13 protein-coding genes are annotated in these 11996 nt (G+C 47.3%); 2 read left to right on the top strand and 11 right to left on the bottom strand.

All coding sequences use genetic code 11. The features are described 5' to 3' along the window. Positions 1 to 30: 30 nt before the first annotated feature. Positions 31 to 930: a Nif3-like dinuclear metal center hexameric protein gene (locus tag J0A67_RS18720; protein WP_206570922.1), complete on the top strand. Its 900-nt coding sequence runs from the start codon at positions 31 to 33 to the stop codon at positions 928 to 930. A gap of 104 nt (positions 931 to 1034) precedes the next feature. Here J0A67_RS18720 and J0A67_RS18715 read toward each other — a convergent pair whose 3' ends face one another. From J0A67_RS18715 to J0A67_RS18700, 4 genes are all read right to left on the bottom strand, one after another. Continuing rightward, a complete protein-coding gene (locus J0A67_RS18715) occupies positions 1035 to 1532 on the bottom strand; it encodes a Dps family protein (RefSeq protein ID WP_206570921.1) in 498 nt (165 codons plus the stop codon). Between the two features lie 191 nt (positions 1533 to 1723). Beyond that, on the bottom strand, positions 1724 to 2659 hold the full coding sequence (locus J0A67_RS18710; RefSeq protein WP_206570920.1) for a YihY/virulence factor BrkB family protein: 936 nt from the start codon (positions 2657 to 2659) through the stop codon (positions 1724 to 1726). A 98-nt stretch (positions 2660 to 2757) separates the two neighbouring features. Continuing rightward, positions 2758 to 3201: a sll1863 family stress response protein gene (locus J0A67_RS18705; protein ID WP_206570919.1), complete on the bottom strand. Its 444-nt coding sequence runs from the start codon at positions 3199 to 3201 to the stop codon at positions 2758 to 2760. A 49-nt stretch (positions 3202 to 3250) separates the two neighbouring features. Further along, positions 3251 to 3445: a CsbD family protein gene (locus J0A67_RS18700; protein ID WP_206570918.1), complete on the bottom strand. Its 195-nt coding sequence runs from the start codon at positions 3443 to 3445 to the stop codon at positions 3251 to 3253. 258 nt (positions 3446 to 3703) lie between these two features. Here J0A67_RS18700 and J0A67_RS18695 point away from each other — a divergent pair, with 258 nt between their 5' ends. Next, positions 3704 to 3868, top strand: a complete 165-nt coding sequence (locus J0A67_RS18695; protein ID WP_206570917.1) for a DUF1328 family protein — start codon at positions 3704 to 3706, stop codon at positions 3866 to 3868. 54 nt (positions 3869 to 3922) lie between these two features. Here the strand turns inward: J0A67_RS18695 and J0A67_RS18690 are convergent, their stop codons facing one another. The 7 genes from J0A67_RS18690 to J0A67_RS18660 all read right to left on the bottom strand — a co-directional run bounded on the left by J0A67_RS18690 (position 3923) and on the right by J0A67_RS18660 (position 11996). Continuing rightward, positions 3923 to 5374, bottom strand: coding sequence for an ATP-binding response regulator (locus J0A67_RS18690; protein WP_206570916.1), 1452 nt, complete (start codon positions 5372 to 5374; stop codon positions 3923 to 3925). Between the two features lie 2 nt (positions 5375 to 5376). Beyond that, a complete protein-coding gene (locus J0A67_RS18685) occupies positions 5377 to 5823 on the bottom strand; it encodes a response regulator (RefSeq protein WP_206570915.1) in 447 nt (148 codons plus the stop codon). Between the two features lie 21 nt (positions 5824 to 5844). After that, on the bottom strand, positions 5845 to 7665 hold the full coding sequence (locus tag J0A67_RS18680; protein WP_206570914.1) for a sensor histidine kinase: 1821 nt from the start codon (positions 7663 to 7665) through the stop codon (positions 5845 to 5847). A 54-nt stretch (positions 7666 to 7719) separates the two neighbouring features. Continuing rightward, a complete protein-coding gene (locus tag J0A67_RS18675) occupies positions 7720 to 9117 on the bottom strand; it encodes a sigma-54-dependent transcriptional regulator (RefSeq protein WP_206570913.1) in 1398 nt (465 codons plus the stop codon). Between the two features lie 22 nt (positions 9118 to 9139). Further along, positions 9140 to 9484: a response regulator gene (locus tag J0A67_RS18670; RefSeq protein ID WP_206570912.1), complete on the bottom strand. Its 345-nt coding sequence runs from the start codon at positions 9482 to 9484 to the stop codon at positions 9140 to 9142. Positions 9485 to 9692: 208 nt separating this feature from the next. Next, on the bottom strand, positions 9693 to 10286 hold the full coding sequence (locus J0A67_RS18665; RefSeq protein ID WP_206570911.1) for a gluconate 2-dehydrogenase subunit 3 family protein: 594 nt from the start codon (positions 10284 to 10286) through the stop codon (positions 9693 to 9695). A 3-nt stretch (positions 10287 to 10289) separates the two neighbouring features. Beyond that, on the bottom strand, positions 10290 to 11996 hold the full coding sequence (locus J0A67_RS18660; RefSeq protein ID WP_206570910.1) for a GMC oxidoreductase: 1707 nt from the start codon (positions 11994 to 11996) through the stop codon (positions 10290 to 10292).

The raw sequence follows: 11996 nt of genomic DNA, 5'->3' as shown, positions 1-11996 counted from the left end.
AAAAGTCATTTTTTCACAGCACTCATACCTATGATACCCAATACCCAAACTAGCCGCCGGGAATTCCTCCTCAAATCGGCTGCTCTAGCAGGAGCCGGACTGGTTAACAACCCGTTTCCCTCTTTTGGCATATCAGTACAGAAAACCTGGACAGTTGGTGAAATCATCGATGCGTTCGTTTCAGAAGTTCCCAATGCTCCCTTTGAACGAACTGTAGACACGATCAAGGTTGGCTCACGAGACACGGTCGTGACCGGCGTGGTCACCACGATGTTTACTACCCTGGAGATCATCCAGAAAGCCATCGAGCTTAAAGCGAACCTAATCATTCCCCACGAGCCCACGTTCTTTTCTGGACAGGATGAGACGGACTACCTACAGGAGGATCCTGTATTCAGGGCTAAGTATGATCTCATGGAAAGAAACGGAATTACGCTTTGGAGAAACCACGACTACGTACATCGAATGCAGGATGACGGAGTGAGGATCGGCGTAGTAGCAGAGCTTGGATGGAATGACTACTACGTACAAAAAAGCCCGATTCTTAACGTTCCGAAGGTGAGACTTCGAGATATGATTCACCATATCAAATCGCGCATGAATGTACCAGCCATGCGCTTTGTCGGAGACCTTGACCAAGTCTGTTCCAAAGTGCTACTCCTGCCCGGTGCGGTCGGCGGTCGAATGCAAATCACCCGAATCATGGAACATCGGCCGGATGTGTTAGTCTGTGGTGAATCCAACGAGTGGGAAACTCCCGAATATGTGCGCGCTGCAAACGAGATCGGGATGAAACTTTCCATGATAGAAATCGGCCACTCAGCCAGTGAAGAAGGCGGTTCTGAATTTTTAAAAAACTGGTTGGTCGATCACATGCCAGACTTGCCCGTACACCATATTCCTTCTGGCAATTCCCTGCAAATATTCTGATTATACAGAGAGACGAATCAGTGTCCGTCCTGCCTCTAAATGAAAGAGACAAAAAAATGGCGATCCAAATTAATGGGTCGCCATGCTTTGTTGGTATCTGAGGACTATTTTCTGTACATAGTAAACATCCACATACGTTTTTCGAGATCCCCAACAAACTTCGTAAGCAAATCAGCCGTTGCGATATCTCCAGCCTCTTCAGCCGTCTCGGCTGTCTTGCGATGAGAGGACACCAATACGCCTAGGCCATTGATGACGTGGTTGACACATTCGTCTCCATCCTTGACATCCGTGATTTCCTTATGAATGGTATTCTTCAGATAGTCGGAGTACACATGAGTAGGACGGTAGCCGATCATCAGGATGCGCTCCGCCAGCTCGTCGATAAACTTGTAGAGTTGCGTGTACAATTCTTCAAATTTCTCATGAAGGACAAAAAAGTCATTTCCCCTGACATTCCAGTGAAACCCTCTCACGTTTTGGTAAAACACGTGGTAGTCCGCCAATAGGTCATTGAGTTGCCCATTGAGCTTCTTCATCACCTTTTCGTCCAGGTTCAAGTGGTTGGACAAGGTTGCTTTTTGATTAGTTGCGGTTGCCATAGTTAATTTATTTTTGTTTTCTCAAGTGGTTCAATATCAAGACCAATTCGACTTCTTGTGAGACAATTTTCCAAGTGATCGCTTTTTGGAAATAAAATTCGGCTGGTACGTACTGTTGCAGCAATTTCTTTTTTCTCCCGATCGCTGGGCTCGGACTCGAAGTCTACCAAAGTCCACAAATTGGGTAAAAATCAAGATTCAGGCTGATCTCCCGATTCCTGCTTGGAGCTTTTTTCGATCATTACTTTTTTCACTTCGACAGCAGTATCGTAGGTCTCTATCCCGCCGCCGTTTCGCTTGGTATATATATAGGTGATTTTTGCGCCGAATAGAAAAATAAACGATGCATAGTAAGTCCAGACCAACAGTACTACCAATGACCCACTCGCTCCGTAGAGATCCGTCAACGAGCTCGCTCCCAAATAAACTCCAATCAGCAGCTTACCTCCCACAAAAAGGATTGCTGTGATCAAGCCCCCCACCCAGACATCTTTCCATCTGAGCTTGGCATCTGGGAGAATCTTGTACATCATCGAAAAAATCAACATTACTATACTGAAGGAGATAACCTCTGATCCGACTTTCATGATGATCAGGGAAAGTGTCTCCTGAAATCCCTGGACGAATTCTTTGAAGATTACCAGCAAAGCCTCTACGACCAAGGAGACCATCAACACAAATCCTATCCCGATCACCATCGCTAGGGATAGAAGTCGGTTGAGTAGGTATTTCACAAATCCCTTTTCCGGCTTTGCCTCGATATTCCAGATTTTGTTGATGGCCAACTGAAGCGAAAAAAACACTGTAGTCGAACTGAAAATCAGCGTGCCAATGCCGACTGCGCGAGCGAGCAGGGTATTTCCCTCGCTGATGGAGGCCTCGGCAAGGATCTGCTCGATCTGACCGGCAGTGGAGGGGCCGATCAATCTTGAAATCTGATCTATCAGTTCCCTCTGAATCCGGTTTTCCTCATACAGAGTCGCGCCGATCGACACGACGATGAGCAGAACGGCCGGCAGGGACAGCATCGTATAAAATGAGATCGCCGCCGAATAGGTGAATGCATCCTCCCGTAGAAAGGACGTCACGGATTTCTTGAGTATTCGCCAAGCTTTTTGAAGCTTCATGGGATGACTACTTCTTTGGATCCATTGGGACTAGGGGATTAGCGGAAAAACAAAAGGGCTGATTAAAAACCAGCCCCTTTTCCTACTCCATCACCCATTTACTTATTGTCATTATCCACAGTCTCTTTGACATCGGATTTAAATTCTTTCCAGCTATTCTCGATGTCTTTGGTGGTGTTGTTGACGGAAGTTTTTACGTCTTCCCAGGTATTTTCGGTTGCTCTTTCGAGATCGTCAATAGCCTGGCCGACTTCAGTCTTCTCCTCTTTCAACTCCATTTCCATTTTCTCGATTTCAGCTTTCATTTCAGCGTCGGCTTTTTCCTTCTTAGCCTCGAGCTCCATCATCTTTTTGTCGATCTCGGTTTCAATTTCCCGAAGCTCTTCACGCATCTCTGTACGCTCCTTCTCGAAGTCTCTTTGAGCTTCGACGAGCTCTTCCTGTTCTCTTTCTGCTTGTTTTTCCGCTCTGTTTTCACCGCAAGAAATCGCCGTGAAGCCCAATGCGACGAATGCCAAAGCTGCAATTGCGTTCGTTTTCATGATTTTTGTTGGTTTGTGTTTTAGAATTTTATTTCAGACTCTCATTAATTTAAAGACTGTTGATTTCACTTTTGACTTCATCGATAGTCATTCCAAGCTTTCGCTGCAGTCTTCCTATCAACTCCTCGTCTTTGCCTTCTTCATATAGCAGATCATCGTCGGTCAAGTCTGCATACTTTTGCTTGAGTTTTCCTTTGATTTCTCTCCAAGATCCTTGGATTTTGAATTTTGTGTCCGTTTTCATTTTCATTGTGGTTTAGCGTCGTAAAATAATTGCACACTGCTCTATTCAAGTGCGGTGCCAAGCGGTAAATATGCCCAAAAAGCCAGAAAATGGCCGTTTTGAAATATCGCTATGGGGAATTTGCAGCGATTTTGGGGAAAGCCTTCTACATCCAAATGGGACACTTTGCCAAAAAATCAACCTCTAGGGGCTTTTTAGGGTCTTGGCATTTTATTTTCTATAAACTGCCAAAAAAGTATTCACCAAAACTTAAATACTATGTTACGTTGGGCTTTAGGATTCTTTATCGTTGCGATCATCGCGGCGATTTTCGGATTTGGTGGTATCGCAGCGGGAGCTGCCTCCATCGCAAAGGTTTTGTTCTTTATTTTTATCGTCTTGTTTTTACTCACGCTTATATTTGGAGCGAGGGTATTCAAATAAACTTGACGATTAGTAAAGGCATGGGCAGTCTCTCTCACCAGGGGCTGCCTTTTTTTAGTGCATCGGTAGGGGAAACTCGATTTCGAAACGGGTACCGACTCCGACCGTGCTGCTGACTTGTATGCTGGCATTGTGGCTGGAGAGGATATTCAACGTGGAAGTGAGACCGAGTCCGGTCCCTTCCGACTTGCTGGTGTAAAATGGGTCAAAGATTTTTTTGAGGTCTTCCTTGGCAATGCCTTGCCCATTGTCTGCAATGACCAGAAAAATGGAACTGCCGCGCAGCTCGGTTTGCACACTAAGAAGTCCCTCGGCATGCTCTATGGCTTCGATGCCATTGATGAGAATATTAACCAGTGCGATGGAGAGCTTCTCTCTATCCACGAAAATCCTAGGCAGTTCCTCTTCAAGCTCTTCGGCAATCCTTATTCCTCGGAGTTTTGCACGGTCTCTGACCAACTCAAGCACGTCGTCGAGTATACGATGCAGTGAACTCAACTCAAGCTGCAGCTCCTTGGGCTTGGACGAGTTGAGGAGATCACCGATTAGCGTCTCGATCCGGTTGGAACTGCGCTGGATAATGTCCGTGTAGAGTATGGAGTCCTCTTCCCTGTCCGATATTTCCTCTTTTAGATTGTCTAGGGCTAGGTTTAGGTTGGTCAAGGGATTTCTGATTTCGTGGGCGATAGTGCGGGCAAGTTTGCCCGTCATGGAGAGCTTCTCGGCCACCATCATCTCCCGCTCAGCCCTTTTCCGAAAAGTAAGATCCCGGATAATTCCTTGGTAACAGCAAAAATCATCCGCCTGATCAGGGATGAAGACGCAGTTGAACAGACAATCCTTGGGCTCTCGGTCTTTGGTCAACAGTACCACCTCAAAGTCCTTTACCACCTCGTGGACCTTGAGCTGCTCCACGCAGTATTCAAAATCCTCTTGATTGGCAAAGATATCCCGAAGGTGTAGGAGGGAATTTTGGGAAGGCTTGTATCCAAAGAAATCAAGAAAGGAATCGTTGAGCTCCAGCATCGAATAATCGCTGTTGGCAAGGAAAATACAGTCAAGCGATCGCTCAAATAGGGACCGGTATTTTTTTTCCTTTTCGTCCAGTTCCCGGATAATTCGGCTTTGCTTGATCGAATATCGAATCGACCGCTCCAGGATGTCCGGCCTGAGATCACCCTTGACCAAATAGTCAAAGGCTCCCGCCATACTTGCATCCACATCTATCTGGGCATCGTTTCTGCCCGTGAGGAGGATTGCGGGGGTCAGGATTTGGTTTTTTTGGATAAAATCTATGATCGAAAGACCAGTGGACTTTCCCAGATAAAAATCAATCAGAAAGAGATCATACTTTCCCTCGAGAATCTTGACTTTGCCGCGCTCTGGATTAGCTTCCCAATCCAGCACGCATACAAAATTTTTAACGTCTGAAAGATACTCCTTTACCAAGAAAGCATCATCCTCATCATCTTCAATCAGCAGGATTTTGATTTCCTCTACTAGCATTTCTATTTTGATTCGGGCAATGTGACGGTTCCCAGCCAATAGTTGGAGATTTCCTTAGTGGTTTCCACGAGCTCCGCGAAATTCACCGGCTTGCTGATGAAGGAATTGACACCAAGATCATAGCATTCCAGAATATCCGAATCCGCCCTTGAAGTCGTCAGGACCACAATGGGTATTTTTTTAAGTGCCGGATCGGCCTTGAGCAACTTTAGTGCCTGCCTTCCATCCATCTTGGGCATGTTGAGATCCAGCAGGATTAGCCCGGGGGTGCAATTTACTCCTTCAAACTTTCCTCTTTTGTTCAAAAAATCAATCAACTCCTCCCCGTTTTCAACAAAATAGACGGTGTTCGGAATATTGTTTTCTTTCAACGCTTCCTGTAGTAGGAGCTGATCATCAGCATCATCGTCCGCCATGAGGATCGTGACCTTATTGTTCAATTTATTCATAGGGACGTTTGACATATCTTATCAGTTTAGGGCAGGTAATATAACAAGAAATTCAGAGCCAATTCCTTCAATACTTTTGGCTGTGATAATTCCTCCATGATGGGTCACAATCTTCTTACAGATGGCAAGCCCTATGCCAGTTCCCTCAAATTCGTTTTTGCCATGCAGTCGTTGGAACACGTTGAATATCTGCTCTGCATATTTGTCATCAAAGCCGATGCCGTTATCCGAAACGGTGATCTTCACGTAATTCCTATAGCGGGGGGTAAAAGAAAACTCCTTGGTCAAGTCAAGCGCTGAGAGTTTTTCTCCGCTGATTTTTATCCGAGGATCCTCGTCTGACCTCCTAAACTTGATCGCGTTGCTGATCAGATTTTGGAAAAGCCTCAGGATTTGCCCCTTGACCCCAAGTATCGCGGGCATCTTTTCAAACTCCAAGACTGCATTCTCCCTTGAGATTTGATCGGAAATATCGTCCGATATCTCCTCAAGCAGCTTTTTCATGTCCACTTTTCCGGGAAGCTCACTGCTGCGGGTGATGCGGGAAAACGACAAAAGATCCTCGATCAGATTTTGCATCCGTCCCGAGGCGAGCTGCATCCGTTCGATGTAGTCCTTTCCAGTCTCGTCCATCTTGTCATGGTATTTGGTGATCAGCCGATCGCCAAAAGACCTGATCTTTCGAAGAGGTTCCTGGAGGTCATGGGAAGCCACATAGGCAAATTGCTCCAAGTCCTCATTGGACCGCTTCAGCTCCTGGGTATAGTTGCGAAGCTGCAGCTCAATCTCCTTCTCTTTTGTAATGTCGGAAAAGGTAAACACCACGCCGTCGTTGAATTTGACCGCCAGAATCTTGAACCACACCGGGTGGCCGTCCAAGTCCACTTCAACTTCCCGACGAAAATCATCCCCAGACTCCACGACGCTCCTATACTCCGGCAAAAGCTGCTCGTGGTTTTTGGGAAAGATCTCGGAAAATCTCTTCTCAAGCATCTGCGTTTGGCTCTGACGAGTTAACCTCGCAGCTGCATCATTGATCAGAATGAACTTAAAGTCTACGATCTGCCCCGATTCATCCCGCTCGGCGGTGGAGGCCATCACAACGTCACGCGAATTATCCAACACATTTCGAAGGAGATTTCCCGTGTGTACCCTTTTCTGGGTCTCCTCCTTCAGATCCTGTATCGCAATTTCCAGATTTTTGGATTTCTTGTCCCGATCCTCAAGCAGCATCACAGCCCTTGTAAACAGAAGCAGAATGCCGCCAAATGCGATGAGAGCGATCACCAGCAAGTTGATAGGGGTGACTGTCTTAAAGCCGCCTTCATCTTCCAAAGCGGCAGAGACCAACTTTCTCGTTGTTTTTGTGATCAGATCCGCCACATTTCGGATCTCGTCCATGTTCTCCTTTCCCTCACCCATCAGCCGGATCTCTTCAGCCTGCATACTGGAGTTTTCCCAGTTGGTCGCCTGTAATATTCGCTCGATAATGTCAAGCTGCCTGCCGACCAAAATCCTTAACTGGTCTGCGGGTGCTTTGATCTCTGGAATGAATTCGGAGAGACTATCCAATTTGGAAAGCTGACCGGGGATATCAATTTTTGCCCGATAGTAAGGCTGGAGGTATTCCTCATTTTCTGTGAGTTGATACCCTCTGTGACCGGTCTCGGCATCCTTGATCAGGGAGAGAATTTGTGTTGTCGTCTGGGTGGTGAGATTCGTCTGTCTGATATTGCCAACGGTCCTAATGTAGCTGTTGATATTCCAATAGGTCCATACGCACAGGAGGATAAGCAACCCCATGACAAGAGCGAATAAAATCCTTAATCTTTTGAGGTTCATGGGGAAGTATATTTCAGAGAGGAGGAGGTGTTTGTAAAAATCGCAGCCTCCACTTTAGTAATCTTGGATTTTATAGAGCTTGAGTTTGTTGTAAAGCGTCTTCCTGTCAATCCTAAGTAGATCTGCAGCCTTGGATTTGTTGTATCTACTCGCTTCGAGTGCATTGATGATGGCTTGTTTTTCTGCCTCACCCGAGACCGAGCGCAGCGTATGGCTGTCTTCCGCGGAATCCGGAGTCTCTTGAGCGGAAAAAAACCTAGGGCGGGAGATCTCATCTGGAAGTGCATCAACTTGGACCATTTCGCCTTTGGAAAGCAACACGGCTCGTTTGACTACATTGTTTAGCTCACGCAGATTTCCGTACCATTCATAATTCATGAAATGCTGCAAAACTTCATCTGAAAAACCCTTGACCTCCTTGTTAAGGGACTGGTTTGCGTGCTTCAGAAAAAGCTCGGCAAAGGTCACAATATCTTCCTTTCGCTCACGAAGCGGCAAGAGGTCTATCTTGAATTCATTGATTCTATGGTACAAATCCTCACGAAAACGGCCATCTCGAATCGCCTGGGTCAGATTTTCGTTGGTTGCGGCGATGATACGCACATCGATGCTGATATCTTTTTGCCCGCCGATTCTCCTGATTTTCCGCTCTTGTATCACCCGGAGGAGTTTTACCTGGTTTTCGTAGCTCAGATTTCCAATCTCGTCCAAAAATACGGTCCCTCCATTGGCCATTTCGAAGCTTCCCGGCTTATCCGCTATTGCACCGGTAAATGAACCTTTCATATGACCAAAAAGCTCGCTTCCCGCAAGCTCCTTTGGCAGGGCCCCACAATCAATGGCTACAAAAGGCCGACCTGCACGATTGCTTTGATTGTGAATGGAATTGGAGACGAATTCTTTGCCTGTTCCCGTCTCCCCAATGATCAACACAGACATGTCCGTGGGCCCAATCAAATCCACATATTGCTGAATCGCCTTTGATGCTTCACTTTTCCCAAATAGGTATTTGGGGACGTTTTCTGTGCCTTTCCCCTCAACTTTCGCCTTTTGGACGGGCTTGCCGCTTCGGGCTTCGTTTCTTTCCTGATTTTTCTGAATGGTTTCTTTCACTGTGACCAGTAGCTCATCAGGATAGAGTGGCTTGGTCACATAGTCATTTGCACCATACCTGAAGGTCTCTACCGCGGTACGGACATCACTGTATCCGGTGATGATAACCACTGCGACCTCCGGGCTGAGAACTTTTATTTTCTGCAGTGCTTCCACTCCAGTCATGTCCGGCAGCTTGTAGTCGCAGAGGATCAGATCGTAAGATTTACCCCGGAGAAGCTGCAAGGCATCTTCCGCCTTATATGCCACGTCGACATCATAATTCGACTTTTTTAAGAAGTTGGATAAGACCCTGCAGAGGTCTTGGTCGTCGTCTATTACTAGGATTTGGTTGCTCATGGGAGTAGGATAGATTATAAATTTAGATCGAGTCAATGATTTGCGCTACCTTTTTTTTGGTAAAAGGCTTCGGGAGAAAAAAATCTGCACCACTTTCCAACACTTTGCTTCGTTCATTGTCATATGCGCTAATGACAACCACTTTCTGAAGTTTTGGAAAATTGCTCATATAGTTCAGCATATCAAACCCAGTTCCATCCTTCAGGTTCAAGTCGAGGAAAATGATACCATACTGATTGTTTTTAAACTTCTCTTTGGCCTCGTTTATCGTGTTCACATATTCATTTGGAATCCCCAGGGATCTTAACTGCATAGAAAGAAGCATACATAAATCCACCTCATCATCAATTATCAACGCCTTTTTCATGTATCGCTATTCATGTTACTCATCCCAATTTGAGCAAGAGTAGAACAAATCCGTGCCACAAAAAAACCGACCCTGAGACTGCCAATGCGGCATAGCTGCGGAAAATTTTCCACAAAAAAATGTGGAGTTTTTTCTACAGTCAAAAAACTTAGAGGTCTCTCACCGTTTTGGCGAAAGACTTCTACTCTGGTTTAAACTTAACGTAAATTTACAAGCTCCAGGTGTTTCCCACATCAGAAAGCGGAATACACCCCTGATACGGGCCTGGAATCGGATCGTAGCTCAGGACATTTTTTCCAATCTCCTCCGAGCTGAAATAGGCCCAAAGCGCCATCGACTTCAAACTACGATAAAACCCAACCGGCTCACTCGGCCCAACGGAGGTACCCCAAACGTTTTTGGGAAATTTGGGAGAATTGGCCTCCTGCTCACGAAAGCAGGCTCCTTTATCTTCGACACTCATCTCGGCAAAGACCGCTCCGTACTTTGCTTTGCAGTCCTGGTTGAACTTTTCTATCTGTGCCACCACATTTTTTTGACCATCTTCATCATAAGCCTTAGCGTACATGAGGTCCATGAAGATATCGGCCTTCACGTCCAAGCCTCCCGGTGTATCGGTCCTGGGTAAAAGAAAGTCTACAAAGGAGGAGACAAATAACGCTTGGTCTTCTTTCAAAAACTGTGGCGTCCAAGTCAGTCTATCCTCCTTGGCGCAAGCTTGAAGTAGGCTCAGCAAGGTAGGTACCCCCGCGGCAGTGCCTAGCCCCAAAGCTGTTTTTCTTATTGCTTCTCGTCTGTTCATGGCTTAGAGGTTTTGCTTTTTGAGTTCGGAAATCGCATGGTTGGCTGCCCTGGCGGTAAGTGCCATATAGGTTAAGGAGGGATTCACGCATGAGGAAGAAGTCATACAAGCCCCATCCGTCACAAACACGTTTGCGCAGCCGTGGACCTGATTGGTCGCATTGAGTACAGAGGTTTTGGGGTCTTTGCCCATGCGGGCGGTGCCCATCTCGTGGATACCGTAACCCATCTCGTGCTCCTTGTCAAAATCCATGATGTCCTTCAATCCAGCACGCTCGAGCATCTCGCGGGCATCGATACGGATCTGCTTATTGAGTTCAAGCTCGTTGGCACCCCATTGGGCATCGATACTAAGCGTAGGTTGCCCCCATTTATCCTGAACGTCTTTATTCAGAAACACCTTGTTTTCGTGGTAAGGCAAACATTCGGCAAAGCCGGTGATGAAAAACTCCCACGGACCTGGCTTCATCAATCCGTCCTTGAAGTTGCCTCCAAAATCTTCCTGATTGCTGCCGGCTCCCCATCCTGCTCTACCACCACTGCCTTGGAAGCCATAGCCACGCACAAACTTGTCGCTTTGCGGCCCGTCCTTCAGGTTGACATAGCGGGGAATGTAGATACCATTCGGCCGTCTGCCTTTGTAGTATTGATCTTCGAAACCATCCACGGTGCCCATCGCCCCGATGCGGTAGGTATGATCCATCAGGTTGTGTCCCAACTCACCGGAGTCGTTGCCCAATCCATTTGGAAAACGGCTGGAAGTGGAATTGAGCAAAATCTGGGTCGTACTCAGCGTAGACGCATTCACGAACACAATTTTCGCCTTGTACACCAGGTCTTCCCCTGTCTCCGCATCGATGATGCGCACGCCGCTGGCTTTGCCTTTTTGCTCATCGTACACGACGGACTGGACGATAGAATAGGGCCTTATCGTCAGGTTGCCGCTTGCATTTGCCGCAGGCAGGGTCACCGCATTGGAGCTGAAATATGCGCCGTAAGGGCAGCCCCGGTCGCATCTGTTGCGGGACTGGCATTGGCCGCGGCCATTATGCGGCTGGGTCAGGTGGGCTACACGACCGATGATCATATGTCGCCCCTTGAACTCCTTTTCGATACGATCCTTGATGTGTTTTTCCACACAATTGAGCTCCATGGGAGGGAGAAAGTGTGAGTCAGGCAGTTGGGGTAGACCCAGAGCTTCCCCACTGATTCCGGCGAATTTTTCAACGTGGGTATACCAAGGCTCCAAATCCTTGTATCGGATCGGCCAGTCTACTCCATGTCCATCCTTGACATTCGCTTCAAAGTCCAGATCCGACCAGCGGTAGGTTTGCTTGCCCCAGAGCAGGGAGCGTCCGCCCATCTGGTGGGCGCGTACCCAAAGGAAGGGTTTGACTTCGGTGTAAGGGTTTTCTACATCATTGGAGTGGAAGTGCTCGTTCATCGATCCGATGAAGCCGGACCTCCCCCCTTTTGGATGCCTGGCTTTTTGCTCAGGGGTAAGGCTGCCCCGGAGCTCCACTTCCCATGGGTCGTAGTTCATGGTCGGATAGTCTACCACGTGTTCCACTATTCTTCCCCGCTCTAGGACGAGGGTTTTGAGACCGGCTTCGCAAAGTTCCTTTGCCGCCCAGCCCCCGCTGATTCCCGAGCCGATGACGATCGCATCGTAGGTCAGATTCTTGTCTGCGTCTATGTTAAAGTTGGCCAT

Origin of the sequence: Algoriphagus aestuariicola (assembly GCF_017254835.1) — a bacterium.
Taxonomy (GTDB): domain Bacteria; phylum Bacteroidota; class Bacteroidia; order Cytophagales; family Cyclobacteriaceae; genus Algoriphagus; species Algoriphagus aestuariicola.
The sequence above is the reverse complement of the archived record's forward strand: the minus strand, read 5'-3'. Positions and strand labels throughout refer to the sequence as shown.